The sequence below is a fragment of the Mucilaginibacter sp. R-33 genome, from assembly GCF_049949235.1.
Lineage (GTDB): Bacteria > Bacteroidota > Bacteroidia > Sphingobacteriales > Sphingobacteriaceae > Mucilaginibacter.
In genome coordinates, this window is sequence record NZ_CP188089.1 from 4,603,222 (window position 1) to 4,617,644 (window position 14,423).

The following is a 14,423-nucleotide window of genomic DNA, read 5'->3' on the forward strand; positions in this document are numbered from 1 at the left end:
TCCTGCTTTAAGTTAACAACCCTATCATTCCTGTTAATCCTGAATAAAATGTCCAAATCCATACACTCTTTCTGTAAGCTTCCTCCTTTTTTATTATGTGCAGTTTTGCTGCTCTTCAATATACCCGTGCTGGCCGAGGTAAAACCCGGCACCATAACCGGCACGATCACAACGGCCGATGGCCAAACCGTTCCCGGTGTAACCGTAAGCCTTAACGGTAATGGGATATCTGCCGGCACAGTTACCAGCGAAAGCGGAAGGTTTACCTTTAACAAGGTAAAACCGGGAAGCTACACCATCAAAGTAACGTTTGTGGGCCGGGCTCCTGAAGAAAAAGCAGTTGAACTGGCCGATGGACAACGCGTTACCGTAAACTTTATGCTGCGCGAAAACGCCAACCAGATTGGTGAGGTCTTAATTTCGGGCAGGAAACAAAAATATAAGATCGATGCACCCTCACACAGCCTGAGGCTAAACGAGCCTTTACTTGAAGTGGCACAAAACATCCAGGTGGTATCTTCCGACCAGATTAAGGATCAGCAGATCTTTAACATGCTCGAAGGCGTATCGCGCAATGTGAGCGGCTTAACCATGCAGGAGCATTGGGGCAATTATGCCCGTGTAAATGCCCGCGGCGACAGGCTTGCACCTTTCCGCAACGGTATGAACATCGAAGCTACCTGGGGCCCGCTAACCGAGGATATGTCATTTGTTGACAGGATTGAATTTGTAAAAGGCCCAGCTGCATTCATGCTGGCCAACGGTAACCCATCGGGCTTTTATAATGTAGTTACCAAAAAGCCCACCGGCACTACCAGCCGGGCATTCAGTTTTACTGCAGGCAGTTTTAACAGCTACCGTGCCACTGCCGATTTTGACGGCGTACTTACTAAAAACGGTAAACTGCAATACCGCCTCAACCTGATGGGCCAGCTTTCAAAATCATGGCGCCCGTATGATTTTACCAACCGTACGGCTATCGCTCCCGTATTACGCTACAAATTCGACAGCAAAAACACCCTCACTGCCGAGTATACCTACCAGTACCAGCGCATGAATGCCTTTGGTACCGCGTACCTGTTCTCCACTGATGGCTATGCAACACTGCCGCGCAACTTTACTAACGCGCCTTCAAATTCGCCTTCATCGGGCATCCAGGACCAAAGTGCGTTTTTAACTTATGAGCATACCTTTAACAGCAAGTGGAAAGTTACCGCGCAGGGTGCTTATTTTTATTATAAGCAAACGGCGTATAGCTATTGGATAAACAGCATCAGCAGCAATGGCGATGTTGACCGTAACCTTGGTTTATGGGATGCCGTTAACAAAAACAAATTTGCCCAGGCTTTTTTAAACGGCGAATTTAATACAGGCAAAGTTGTTCACCGCCTGCTAAGCGGCCTTGATATTGGCGACAAGTACTACATTCCGGATTATTTTCAATCAGGCTCGCTTGATCCTGATCCCGCAAACCCTTTCAATATCCACAATCCAAATAATGGCCCTGTTACTTTACCTGTGTTTGATAGATCGGTTCCGCTTAGCGAACGTGGTAAAAACGCTGTAAATACCGAAAAATATCAATCATTTTATGTACAGGATGAGTTGGGCTTTTTTGATCAGAAATTGCGTTTAACTGTAGCCGGTCGTTACACCCATGCCACTACAACCGATCCTTATGCCGGCGATACCAAAGGGCATAAATTTACGCCCCGTTTTGGGTTAAGTGTTAACATTGATCCCACTACAACTGCTTATGCGGTATATGATCAATCTTTTGTGCCGCAAACAGGTAAAGTATACAGCGGCCAAAAAGTTAAGCCTATTACAGGCAACAACATGGAACTCGGTTTAAAACGCGACTGGTTTGATGGAAAGTGGAATACTACCTTATCTGCTTACCAGATACTTAAAAACAACCAGTTGGTAACCGACCCCGACAAACATGGTGAATCTGCAGCAAATTACGTTTTGCAATTAGGTCAAACTAAAACAAAAGGTGTTGAATTTGATGCCCGCGGCGAAATCATAACCGGCCTCAGCCTGATGGTTAACTATGCGTATACCGATTCGAAGATCTCTAAAGATACCGACCCTGCAAATGTTGGCAATCCTGTTCCCGGCTTTGCAAAACATGTTACCAATGCCTGGTTAACATACCGTTTACAGCATGGCAGCTTAAAAGGTTTGGGCTTTTCAACCGGATATCAGTGGCAGCTTGACCGCCTGCCATGGAGCCTCGGCACAGGCACTTCTGATCTGCCAAACTACTTCCGTTTAGATGCAGGCGCATCCTACCAGATCAAGAAGATGAGTTTTGCGTTAAATGTAAATAACGTCCTTAACAAATACCTTTATTCAGGCGGTCATGAGGGGTTGAGCACCGACGGCAAAACTGTTTACAGCTGGCAGGCAGAAGCACCAACAAACGTACGTTTAAGTATCGGCTACAAATTTTAATGAATGACACCTTTTAAAAAAACACTGTTGTTTATACATCGCTGGCTTGGATTTATATCCGGGCTGGTGGTATTTATAGTAAGTATAACTGGCTGTATCTTTTGCTTTCAGGACGAGATCCAGGATGCGATACACAGTTACCGTAAGGTTGAGGTACAAGCTAAACCCTACATAGCACCATCAATACTTAAGTCCGAAGCACTGAAAGGCCGTAAAGGCGCTACGGCCAGTTATGTTTACTATTACGGTATCGGTCGCCCTGCAGGGGTTTTGGTAACTGACAAGAAAGAGGGCCTCCTTTTTGTATATCTGAATCCTTATACAGGTAAGATCACCCATACCGAAAGCCCCACCACAAACTTTTTTATTATTGTTGAATATATTCACCTGTACCTGTTGCTCCCGGCTAATATCGGCACCCTGGTAGTAGGCATATCGGTGATAATTTTTGTGGTGCTGATGATCACCGGCATAATACTCTGGTGGCCCAAACGTAAAAGCGACCGTAAACGCAGCTTCACTATTAAGTGGGGTGGCCGCTGGCGCCGTGTTAATTACGACTTGCATAATGTTTTGGGCTTTTATGCCACCAGCGTAGCTATCATATTAGCTATAACAGGTCTGTCAATATCATTTGACTGGATGCGTGAAGCTATTTACATAGCTGCTAATCTTGGCAAAGCGCATCCCGAAGAAAAAGTAGTTTTCAAGTCTGATTCGTTGTTGAACGGCAAAATGGATACTACCCAGGTTATCAATAAAGCATATTTATCAGCCAAAGCCGCCTCGCCAAATGCCGAAATGTTTTTAATTTACGACGATGCTGCTAAAGCCGGTGCCATAGGCGTAACCGCATACGCGCAAGCCCTGCACTACTATAAAAGTGATAGCTATTCTTTCGATAAATACACCGGCAAATTATTGAACCGTATCGCGCATGAGCAAAAAAGTGCCGGCATGAAAATGAATAACATGAACTATGATATTCACGTAGGGCAAATCTTAGGCCTTCCCGGTAAGATCATTGCTTTTTTGGCCAGTTTGATTTGTGCAAGCTTGCCAATCACCGGCTTTATCATCTGGCTCGGCAAACGCAAAAAATCCAAATCAAAAAAGGTAAAAACGGTGGTGCATAGAAGGACAGTAAGGCAACATTTGCCAACTGATCGTTGATTTTTCTTGATTACACTGATTCCGTTGATTATTCTTTTCGCGTCCTGGTATAAGTCCCCCTTTTAGGGGGCTGGGGGGCCAATCACCACCTCATCATCCAAGGGATGCCCGGTGCAGGTCAAGATCCATCCTTGTGCAAGATCCGCTTCGGTAAGTACATCATTCTTCACCATTTCAACTTTGCCGCCGGTGCATTTAACCATGCAGGTAGAGCATATTCCTCCCCGGCAGCTGTAAGGTAAAGGGATATTGTTTTGCAGGGCAGCCTGAAGTATGGATTGGTTTTCGCCCACCACAATATCATGTAGCTCGCCACGGTATTTTATTTTGATGTTTTTAGGTGGAAAGTTAGTAAAGCTGCTTGTTACGGCAACTGTTTCGAGCACAAAATTTTCGCGGCGGATCTTTGCCTGATCAATCCCCATATACACCAGGTCGAACCGGATCATTCGCATAAAAGCAAACGGGCCGCAAAGGTAAAACTCAGCATTTGCCAGGTTAAAACTGGTGTATTGCTTAACCAGCTTTTCTACCTTATCGGGGTTGAGGCGGTTACCTTCGCTGCTAAGCAGGTAAATGATCGTCAACCTTTCGGGGTGTTCGGCTGCCAGTTTATCCAGCTCGTTTTTGAATAAAATGGAAGCGGCATTTTGATTACTATAAATGAGGGTTAGCCTGCTTTTACCCTTCCGGTTTAAAATATATTTCAGTTGCGAAAATATAGGGGTAATGCCGCTGCCGCCCGCAAATAAAAACAGATCCTTTTCCTGCTGATGGTCACTGATGATAAAACGGCCGGCAGGGGCTAATGCTGTTAACTCATCGCCTTCCTTTATTTTAGTGAGCATAAACCTGGAGATTTCACCGTTGGTAATGCGCTTAATAGTTATTGCAGGGTATTGTTCATCGGGCGACGAGCTTAACGAATACGAGCGCCTGATCTCTTCCTGCCTGTGGTTAAATATCAGTGTGATGAACTGCCCTGCGGTATAAGGGATAAGATTACCATCAATACTGCTCAAATAAAATGTAGCCGTATCTGGAGTTTCCCATTTTATGCGTTCAACTTTTAGTTTTAAAATCTCTTCGGTCATCAATTGATGGCGTTATTGTTTATCTGCAAGCATTTTGCGGATAACGCTGTTCTTTTTGCCGTAAGTATAGTAGATAACCAAACCAATTGCAAGCCAAATGACCAAACGCAACCAGGTATCGCCGGGTAGAAACGTCATCATGGCAAAACAGGTCAGGATACCCAGCACCGGCACCAATGGCACAAAGGGTGTTTTAAACGGCCGGTGAATATCAGGCTGCTGCTTTCGTAAAATAAGCACACCGGCGCAAACCATAACAAATGCAAGCAGGGTACCAATACTGGTCATTTCACCAACCACGCGTATCGGAACAAATGCGGCAAAGAGGGCTATAAAAGCGCAAAGCATAATATTCGATTTCCAGGGTGTGCGAAATTTGGGATGCACTTCTGAAAAAACCTTCGGCAGCAAACCATCTTTCGACATAGAGAAAAACACGCGTGATTGGCCTAACAGATCGACCAAAATTACCGAGGTATAACCTATTAAAATAGCCAGCACAATAGCTTTGCTCAACCACTGGTAATGCGTTTTTTCAATGGCGATGGCAACCGGTGCGCCTGAACCTATAAATTCCTTATAGTTGGCCATGCCGGTCATTACATGTGCAAATACAATAAAGAGTACTGTACAGATCAGCAGCGAGCCGATGATCCCGATGGGCATATTGCGCTGCGGGTTTTTGGCCTCCTGCGCCGCGGTTGATACAGCATCAAACCCAATAAACACGAAAAACACTAACCCCGCCCCTCTCAATATGCCCGACCAGCCATAATCACCCCAAACACCGGTATTTTGCGGAATATAGGGGTGATAGTTTCGCGGGTTAATAAATGACCACCCAACCGCAATAAACACCAGCACCACGCCCACTTTCAAGGTTACAATAATAGCATTAACCAATGCCGAACCTTTTGTGCCCCGGATAATGATACTGGTAACCAAAATCACAATGAGCGCAGCTGGCAAATTGATGATCCCGTTAATAATATCGCCATTGGCAGCCTTAGCTGTTTCAAAAGGCGAAAGCGTAAGCTGTGGAGGTAAATACAGGTCAAACCAGGATAAAAATTTAGTAAGGTATTGCGACCAGCTGATGGCCACTGTTGCTGCGCCCACGGCATATTCAAGCGCGAGGTCCCAGCCTATGATCCAGGCAAAGAGCTCGCCCATGGTAGCATACGAATAGGTGTAAGCGCTCCCCGCAACAGGTATCATGGCCGAAAACTCGGCATAACAAAGGGCAGCGAAAGCACAGCCAATAGCAGCAATTAAAAAAGAAATGGTTACCGCAGGCCCCGAATGCTGGCCCGCCGCTATACCGGTTAACGAAAATAAACCGGCGCCTATAATGATGCCTATCCCAATTAAAATAAGGTTAACGGGCCCAAGCGAGCGTTTTAATGAATGTTCCCCCTCCTCCTTCGATTCGCGGAGCAGGGTTTCTATGGGCTTTTTGATCATGATATAAAAAAGTCCACAAAGTTAGTAGATTATTGCAGGGATTAAGCGTGGGTGTATAATTGGAAGGTAAATAAACAAACTTCTCGGGCTCGTTACAAACGGGCGCAAGAGTTATGAAGTAAAACAAAAGCGGCAGAACCATCAGATCCTGCCGCTTTAAATTTATGAGCTTAAATAATATTAAGCGGTTGCTTTTGCGTAAAGCTCGGCAACGTGATTCCAGTTGATCACATTCCAGATAGCTGCTAAGTAATCCGGACGACGGTTTTGATATTTCAGGTAGTAAGCATGCTCCCAAACGTCGATACCTAAAATTGGGGTACCTTTAACTTCAGCGATGTCCATTAATGGGTTGTCCTGGTTAGGAGTGGAAGTTACAGCTAATTTTTTATCAGCAGTAACAATTAACCATGCCCAGCCAGAACCAAAACGGGTTGCACCTGCTTCAGATACTTTGGTTTTGAAATCGGCAAATGAACCGAAAGTGCTTTTGATAGCATCAGCTAAAGCGCCCGTAGGCTCGCCGCCACCGTTTGGTGATAACAAGGTCCAGAACAAAGTATGGTTGTAGTGACCACCGCCATTGTTACGCACAGCAGCGGGGAATTTAGAGATATTTTTAATGATATCATCGATATTGCTTTCAGCCTCAGGCTTACCTTCCAAAGCTTTGTTTAAATTGGTAACATAAGCCTGGTGGTGTTTGCCATGGTGAATTTCCATGGTAAGTTTATCAATGTGCGGTTCCAGAGCATCAGTAGCGTAGGATAACGCCGGTAGGGTAAATGCCATAATTTTAGTTGTTTATTTTAAAGTTTACTGTTTGTTGTGACGTAACAAATATAAGCGTTGATTGAAGTTTTTGTTCTAAATAATTGTCATGTTTTCTTTTAGTTCATAGTTGATGGTTCATAGCTATTTTTATTACTATGATCCATGAACCATCAACCCTACTTCCGCTTACTTTTAAAAAAATCTTTCACCAGCTGGCTGCATTCAGCTTCGCGGATACCGCCGGTGATCACTGTTTTGGGATGGGTTATTTTTTGGTTGATGCGGCCGAACCCGAGTTTGTTATCATAGGCCCCAAAAACGATCTTACTTACCTGGAACCAGTATGAAGCCCCGGCACACATTACACAGGGCTCCATAGTAACGTACAGCGTACAGCCTTGCAGGTATTTGCCTCCAATTAAATTAGCGGCCGCAGTAAGGGCCTGCATTTCGGCATGGGCCGATACATCGTTAAGCCGTTCGGTAAGATTGTGCCCTTTTCCTATAATGCGGCCATTGTAAACCACAATTGCCCCTATCGGGATTTCATCTTCCTCTAATGCATAGCGGGCTTCTTTTAGCGCTTCGCCCATAAAATATTCATCGGGCGATATAGAGGCCTCGTCCTCAAAACTGATATATCTCATTTAAATAAGTTTGCTGCCGTTTGGCACTGGCTTTTCAACAGCGGTTAACACAATGTCTCCGTTCTCGTCGGCGAAACCCGTAACCAGGAACTCCGACATGAAATTGGCGATCTGCTTTTTAGGAAAGTTAACCACGCCTACAATTTGCCTGCCCACCAGCTCTTCTTTGGTATAATGCTTCGTGATCTGTGCGCTCGACCACCTGACACCAAACTCACCGAAATCGACTCTTACCTTAAAAGCCGGCTTACGGGCTTCGGGGAAATCAATTGCCTCCAATACAGTGCCTACACGTAGTTCTACTTTTTCAAAATCATGCCAGGTGATGGTTTCCATAGGGGCAAAGGTAAAAAAATATGTCTCTCCCTCTTCTTCAAAAGCTACCCTTGCCTCAATTTTAAGTAAAGGGTTTGATATGACATTAGTAAACAAAATCAATGCGTCATGTATCATGAACTAATGAGTTATAACAATGAAACGCGACAACTCTGCCCTTGAGGCCGGATGTAAAAGCGTTGTTCCAAACCGCTTAGCCATTGCCTCTAACTCGTCAATTAATATTCGTCCCGTCCTTCACCTCATCGCTGGCATTTTTAAGAATGATATCGTTGGCCTTCAGGTTTCCAAACACTTCGGTTGAGTCATGTCTGGATAATCCTTCCTTTATATCAATTAATGCTGCCTTGCCGTCTTTTACGGCTATTACATATTCCCTCTCGGTTGACCTGATGATGGCATTGTTGGGCACTAACAACGATTTGGCGCCCGAAAGCATCGGGATCTTTACTTCGGCATACATTCCCGGTTTTAGTATTCCATTTTGGTTTTGTACGTCTATTTCAATAGCTTCAGAACGCATACTCCCTAAAGCATTGGCCGAGCGACTGATTTTGGCTGTTTGTTCCTGCCCCGGCATAGCATTAAAAGTGAATTTTACCTGCTGCTTTAAGTCAACTTTGTCTACGAAATCTTCGGGGATGTAAACCTCTAAACGCAGCTTGCGGGTATCCTGCAAAATAAGCATAGGCAGGTCTGTACCTTTACCCGGGGCCACCAAAGCTCCCGGAGATACGTTACGCTGAATGATCATGCCATCAAAAGGAGCACGAATGTTCAGGTAATCCTGCATGGTGCGTACCGATGCTACGATCGAACTTTCTGAACGGGCCATTGCGTCATCAGCTTTCATTTTTGCTAAAGCGTTATCCAATTCAAGCGGCGAAACTGATCCGGGCTCTTTCGCAGCCTCTTTTAAACGCTGATACTTTTCCTTACTGGCAACAGCATTTTCCTTAGCTTGCATATACCGCGAATCCGCAGCCTGCAGTTGCGACTCCATTTCCGGCGCTTCTAAGGTGACCAGTAATTGTCCCTTTTTAACCAAGGTACCACGGTCAACAAAAACGGTTTTTACAAACCCGTTCACTTTCGGGAACAGGTTCACCTCGTTATAGGGCTTTAACTGGCCCGGAAGGCGGGCTTCGCTTGACAGTGCTTTTTCCGACACTTTCCCGGTTTCATATCCGCTTGTTTTTTGGGTGGATTTTTTGGTTTCTGTGAGGTCCACCGGTTTTTGATTGCCTGCACATGCGGCCATTAAACTGATACTGCTAAGCAGTATAATATATTTTAGTTTCATAATATTAGCTATTGGAGGTTTCAAGTTGTTGAGGATCATTAACATTTACGCCCTTCATTAAGCACGGTGAATCATAAGTGGTTTTTTGCTGTATCCAGGCAAATACCTGCGGTAGTATAAACAGCGCGGCTAATGTTGAGGCAAATAAGCCGCCTATCACCGCGCGGCCCAATGGCGCGGTTTGCTCGCCGGCCTCCCCCATCCCGGATGCCATCGGGATCATACCTGCCATCATGGCCAAACTGGTCATGAGGATTGGCCTTAACCTGATGGACGCACTGGTAATGGCTGCCCTTGTAGAGTCTTGATAATCCAGTCTCAGGGTTTCAGCATTGGTTACGATCAGGATGGCGTTTGCCACCGATACCCCTGTAGACATGATCATACCCATATAGCTTTGCAGGTTAAGTGTTGAACCGGTAAGCAGTAATGCTGTTAGCGATCCCAATATTACTGCCGGTACGGTAGATAGTACTGTAAGGGATAGTTTAAACGATTGGTAGTTAGCGGCCAGCAATAAAAAGATCACCAAAATGGCAAACATCAAACCGTTCTGCAAGCTGTCGAGCGTTTCTGTCAACAAGCTCGACATACCCTTAACTTCAGCAATCAGGCCTTTAGGCGGTGCTCCGACAGATTTGATTACCTGCTGCACCGCGGCAGTAGCAGTGCCCAAATCCTTCTTGTAAATATTGGCGCTCACGGTTAAGAAGCGGCGCGGGCCAGTACGGTCATATTCACCAGGAACGTAATTAACCTTAAAGCTGGCGATATCACCCAGTACAGGTGTACTTTGGCCTTTCACCAGTGGGATCTCTTTCAACTCATCCATGGTATTCATCACATACTCTGGAATTTGCACCTGTACCTGGTAGGTATAGGCCGATTTATCATCCAACCAAAGGTTTTTCTCGGTAAAACGGCTTGATGATGTACTTGCTGTAACCGAGCGGGCAACATCCTTAATATCCAGGCCTAATTGAGCAGCTTTCAACCTGTCGAGCGTTATTGCCACCACAGGAAACTTTAAAGGCTGACTGATCTGCACATCCCTCAGGTAGCTGATCTTTTTAAGTCCGGCCAAAACTTTGTTCGAGTAACCTTCTATCTGCGCCATATCCTTACCCGCCACCCTTATTTCGATAGGTGTGGATGCACCCTGGCTCATGATCTTTTCGGTCATGTCGATAGGTTCAAAAGTGATGCGGAGATCGGGCATGCGCGATGCTATGTTTTTACGGAGCGCATCTTTAAGCTCATCCATATTGATGTGGTAATCTTCATCAAGGTTAACCTGTAATACCGCTTCATGTGTACCGGTATTAAATACATAAAGGTTGCTGGCGCCATAGCTGCTTGGCACAATGCCTACATAAGCCGATGTAATAGCCACATGATGGTTCACCGTGCTGTCAATGATTTGCAAAACCTGTTTCAGCCCGTCTTCCGTACGTTCAAGTCTTGTGCCATCCGGCTCTTTGATCCTGATCTGAAACTGGCCGTTGTTGAGCTTCGGCATCATATCTTTTCCAATAGTAACAAAGCAAACACCGGCCAACCCCAAAACAACCACGAGATAAACAGGCACTATTAGCTTTTTATTAGGCATCCAGCGTTCAATGATGTGTATAAAACGGATCTTTATCCGTTCAAACAGGTCATTCTTTTCGGGATGGTTTTGCTCCTGCTGCAGGTGATGGTTTACCTGCCCTTCTTCGGGCCGGTCTAAAGCTTCGCCGGCATGGGCATGCAATTTCCCATGTTCATAATGCTGATAGGTTTCGGCTTTGATAAGCCAGTTTGATAAAATAGGCACCAGTGTTTGCGCTATGATGTACGATACGATCATCGTTAAGCCAATAGATAGCGACAGGGGTAAAAACATCGCTTTAGGCACGCCGTTCATCATAAACGATGGCGCGAATACTGCAAGGATACACAGCAGGATGAGCAATAGGGGGAACGAGATTTCCTGGCAAGCATCATAAATAGCCTGTGCTTTGCTTTTGCCCATCTCCAGGTGCTGGTGAATATTTTCGATGGTTACTGTAGCCTGGTCAACCAAAATGCCTATGGCGAGGGCAAGCCCGCTCAATGTCATGATATTGATGGTTTGGCCGAATAAGCCTAAAAGTAATACACCTAACAAAATAGATACCGGGATAGTAATCACCACGATCAAACTACTTCGCCAGTCGCGCAAAAACAATAATACCATCAGGCCGGTGAGCAATGCGCCCAGACCGCCTTCTGTCATAAGGCTCTTTACCGCGTTTATCACAAATATGGATTGATCAAACTCATACGAGATTTTAACGTCATCGGGTAAAAGGCCCTGAATTTCCGGAATCTTCTTTTTCAAAGCCTGTACCACACTCCAGGTACTGGCATCGGCGGTTTTTACTACCGGCAAATAAACAGAGCGCTTGCCATTAATCAATGCATAATCAACCGTAACATCGGTAGCATCGGCAACACGGGCTACATCTTTTACCAAAATGGGAACGCCGTTTTTGGTAACTACGGGGATATTGCCAAATTCATCTGTTTGGTTAATCAACGTATTAACCGTAGTTACAAACATAGTGTTGCCTAACCTTAAATTACCCGAAGGCGACATCACATTGAACTTAGCCAACGCACTTACTACCTCATCGGGCGTCAAGCCGTAACTTCTTAATTTATTTGGATCAACGTTTAAGGTGATGGACCTGGCGTTTGAGCCAAACGGCGGCGGGGCCGATAAGCCGGGAACAGTAGCAAACATCGGCCTTACTTTAGTAGCAGCCATATCATAAATATCCTTCAGGCTGCGATTGGGGGCGGATAGTACCAATTGCCCAACAGGCAACGATGAAGCATCAAACCTTACAACCTGCGGTGGCAGCGCTCCCGGCGGGAAAAAGCTCATTACGCGGCTTACCTGCAAAGCCACCTGGGCCTGTGCTTCGGCCATGTCTGTACTCTCGTAAAAACTCAGCTTAACCATAGTTAAACCCTGGATGTTTTTACTGGTAACGCTTTTGATGCCGTTCACATACAGAAACTGGTCTTGCAAACGGGTTGAAAAGAAACCCTCCATTTGCTGCGGCGACATACCGCCATATGATTCAATAACATAAATGGTGGGCAGGTTTAATTTTGGGAAAATATCTATCGGTATTTTTATAGCACTAAGCACTGCAAAGATGAGCAGGCTCAAGGTAACCACCACCGTTGTGATGGGCCGTTTAAGTGCGGATGTGACCATTGACATAGCTAAATTATTTTAAAAGGTTTAATACAGTATTTACCTGGTTGCCGGTAACGGCCTGCTGGAACAGGGCATTTGAATAGGCATATTTGGCCTGTACATAGTCAGTTTCGGCGCGGTAAAGGATATTGAGCGCGGCGTTAAGCTCAATGATATCGGTTAGCCCATTTTTGTATAATGACAGCTTTTGCCGGTACCCGTCAGAAGCCGCTTTAAGCTGATTGGGGATCTCAACCAGGCGTTCGCGGGCGGTTTGCAGCTCGACGCCCGACCGGTTGGCATTGACGGCCAGCAGTTGTTTTTGCTCATCCAGCTTTTTCCGGGAGTAATCGGTATTGGCACGTTGTGTCCGTAATTTTAACTGGCGGCGACGGATATCAAACAGGTTATAGGAAACACCTATACCTACCAGGTAATTATTCCTGTCGAACCCCCATCCGCTGCTGAGGCTGTTAAAATGGTCGTTAGCATCAACACTTGATCCCCTGCCCCAAACGGCGCCTTCCAATAATATTTTAGGATTGTAGCTTTTTTTAATGAGTGTTTCGCGCTGCAAACTGTTTTGATATACCGATTTATAATAATTGATCAATGGATGATCGGTGGTGTCGATAACCAAAGGGTCGAGGCCGGTTACGGTATTGATAAGATTTGTTTCGGCAGCGGTATCGGGTACTATTGTCTGATAGGGTAAGCCGCTGACAGCCGAAAGCTGTAACTGTACCTGCTTCACCTGGTTGTTCAGTTCGATATAGTTCAAACGGGCTTTTGACAGTTCGGCTTCCGCAATGCTGGTATCAACGCCTGCCCTTACCCCACTTTTGGCGAGCGACTGTACCGACCGGCGGATCTCCTGGTTGCGTTTTATGTTCCGCGCCTGGATGGTGAGGAAGTTTTCCAGTTCCGTTAGTAGCAGGTAATTGCCAATGGCATAAGCCTGCAATTGATATTTGGAATCAGCAAACTGGTTTAGCTGTACCTGAATATCAGAGTTGGCTACTTTATTTTGAGCGCCATAGGCACCAAAATTGTAAATCTCCCAGTCGAGCGCGGCTACCCCAACGTTGGCTGATACGGTGGTGGTATTGCTTTCCGGCCGTACCCCCCTGGAGTTGGAAGGAATGATACCAAAGCCGAAGTATGGGCCTGCAACATTGTTATTGGTCCCATAATCTGCCTGGTAATTTAGTTTCAGGTTAGGGAGCCAGCTGCTCCTGGTTTCAGCGGCCTGGGCTTGCCTAACCGCTATAGCTGCTGAATCGGTTAGCAATGTGGGTGCGTTTCGGTTTACGCTGTTGAGCAGCGTTTTTAAGCTAACCGGTATGTTACCTTGTTGCTGCGCATAAGTACAGGCTGTTATTAGCAGGCCCATAAAGAGGCAGCAGAACTTCTTTGAAATTCGCATATCTTGATGTACGGAATATGCTTACCGGGAAATGCCCGCACACTGATCGCTACAGATCAGTAGTACTGCAAAAAATGCCGGTAAACGATGGATAATTAATTGAAAAAATGATCGAAGATGTATCTAAAGACAGAGCGCCTTTAATCATTCAAATCAAATGCGAAAAGTGCAAAGGGAAAGATAGGAGTATCGATACCCGGATATAATCCTGAAATTTCGGATTAATTGCTTCGGATTTAATTTCCAAAGCTGCAACGCAAAAAACAGCAGGATAAAACTTCCTACAACAGTGCTGATCAAATCAGTAACAGACTTTTTCTCCTCAAGAGTTGATTTGTCCGGCCTTTGAACATAGCTTGGCTCGCTAAAGCTACTGTGCAGGTTCTCCATCTTTCGTTTAAAAACCGAATTGAATCCTGTTGAACGTGTACGGCCCGACTGCGTTAAGCGGGGAAGAAAAAAAACATGACTGCTCGCGATGACCAAATAAAAGGCCATTACCGATAATATCCGC

10 protein-coding genes are annotated in these 14,423 nt (G+C 45.5%); 2 read left to right on the forward strand and 8 right to left on the reverse strand.

What is annotated here, in order from left to right; all coding sequences use genetic code 11:
• The first annotated feature begins 48 nt into the window (after positions 1–48).
• Both ACP26M_RS18880 and ACP26M_RS18885 read left to right on the forward strand, forming a co-directional pair.
• Positions 49–2,460 (forward strand): TonB-dependent siderophore receptor, encoded by a 2,412-nt coding sequence (locus ACP26M_RS18880; RefSeq protein WP_426582294.1) that lies wholly within the window; start codon positions 49–51, stop codon positions 2,458–2,460.
• Between the two features lie 3 nt (positions 2,461–2,463).
• Positions 2,464–3,633, forward strand: coding sequence for a PepSY-associated TM helix domain-containing protein (locus tag ACP26M_RS18885; RefSeq protein WP_426582296.1), 1,170 nt, complete (start codon positions 2,464–2,466; stop codon positions 3,631–3,633).
• A 62-nt stretch (positions 3,634–3,695) separates the two neighbouring features.
• On the opposite strand, the gene ACP26M_RS18890 is transcribed toward ACP26M_RS18885, so the two are convergent.
• The 8 genes from ACP26M_RS18890 to ACP26M_RS18925 all read right to left on the reverse strand — a co-directional run bounded on the left by ACP26M_RS18890 (position 3,696) and on the right by ACP26M_RS18925 (position 13,909).
• Positions 3,696–4,727, reverse strand: coding sequence for a 2Fe-2S iron-sulfur cluster-binding protein (locus tag ACP26M_RS18890; RefSeq protein ID WP_426582298.1), 1,032 nt, complete (start codon positions 4,725–4,727; stop codon positions 3,696–3,698).
• Positions 4,728–4,739: 12 nt separating this feature from the next.
• Positions 4,740–6,191, reverse strand: coding sequence for an amino acid permease (locus ACP26M_RS18895; protein WP_426582300.1), 1,452 nt, complete (start codon positions 6,189–6,191; stop codon positions 4,740–4,742).
• A 180-nt stretch (positions 6,192–6,371) separates the two neighbouring features.
• Positions 6,372–6,983 (reverse strand): superoxide dismutase, encoded by a 612-nt coding sequence (locus ACP26M_RS18900; RefSeq protein ID WP_091172779.1) that lies wholly within the window; start codon positions 6,981–6,983, stop codon positions 6,372–6,374.
• A 158-nt stretch (positions 6,984–7,141) separates the two neighbouring features.
• Positions 7,142–7,612 (reverse strand): nucleoside deaminase, encoded by a 471-nt coding sequence (locus ACP26M_RS18905; RefSeq protein WP_176844544.1) that lies wholly within the window; start codon positions 7,610–7,612, stop codon positions 7,142–7,144.
• Positions 7,613–7,948, reverse strand: a complete 336-nt coding sequence (locus ACP26M_RS18910; protein ID WP_091172783.1) for a tRNA-binding protein — start codon at positions 7,946–7,948, stop codon at positions 7,613–7,615.
• 214 nt (positions 7,949–8,162) lie between these two features.
• Positions 8,163–9,251, reverse strand: coding sequence for an efflux RND transporter periplasmic adaptor subunit (locus tag ACP26M_RS18915; RefSeq protein WP_426582303.1), 1,089 nt, complete (start codon positions 9,249–9,251; stop codon positions 8,163–8,165).
• Between the two features lie 4 nt (positions 9,252–9,255).
• Entirely contained in the window at positions 9,256–12,507 is a 3,252-nt protein-coding gene (locus tag ACP26M_RS18920) for an efflux RND transporter permease subunit (RefSeq protein ID WP_426582305.1), read from the reverse strand.
• Positions 12,508–12,514: 7 nt separating this feature from the next.
• Positions 12,515–13,909 carry a TolC family protein gene (locus tag ACP26M_RS18925; protein WP_426582307.1) on the reverse strand — a complete coding sequence of 465 codons (1,395 nt, stop codon included), beginning with the start codon at positions 13,907–13,909 and terminating at the stop codon, positions 12,515–12,517.
• Positions 13,910–14,423 lie beyond the last annotated feature (514 nt).

Bases quoted from the DNA above. Each gene is read 5' to 3' on its own strand.
- ACP26M_RS18910 (WP_091172783.1), bottom strand. From the start codon at position 7,948: ATGGAAACCATCACCTGGCATGATTTTGAAAAAGTAGAACTACGTGTA.
- ACP26M_RS18895 (WP_426582300.1), bottom strand. From the start codon at position 6,191: ATGATCAAAAAGCCCATAGAAACCCTGCTCCGCGAATCGAAGGAGGAG.
- ACP26M_RS18915 (WP_426582303.1), bottom strand. From the start codon at position 9,251: ATGAAACTAAAATATATTATACTGCTTAGCAGTATCAGTTTAATGGCC.
- ACP26M_RS18920 (WP_426582305.1), bottom strand. From the start codon at position 12,507: ATGTCAATGGTCACATCCGCACTTAAACGGCCCATCACAACGGTGGTG.
- ACP26M_RS18885 (WP_426582296.1), top strand. From the start codon at position 2,464: ATGACACCTTTTAAAAAAACACTGTTGTTTATACATCGCTGGCTTGGA.
- ACP26M_RS18900 (WP_091172779.1), bottom strand. From the start codon at position 6,983: ATGGCATTTACCCTACCGGCGTTATCCTACGCTACTGATGCTCTGGAA.
- ACP26M_RS18890 (WP_426582298.1), bottom strand. From the start codon at position 4,727: ATGACCGAAGAGATTTTAAAACTAAAAGTTGAACGCATAAAATGGGAA.
- ACP26M_RS18905 (WP_176844544.1), bottom strand. From the start codon at position 7,612: ATGAGATATATCAGTTTTGAGGACGAGGCCTCTATATCGCCCGATGAA.
- ACP26M_RS18880 (WP_426582294.1), top strand. From the start codon at position 49: ATGTCCAAATCCATACACTCTTTCTGTAAGCTTCCTCCTTTTTTATTA.
- ACP26M_RS18925 (WP_426582307.1), bottom strand. From the start codon at position 13,909: ATGCGAATTTCAAAGAAGTTCTGCTGCCTCTTTATGGGCCTGCTAATA.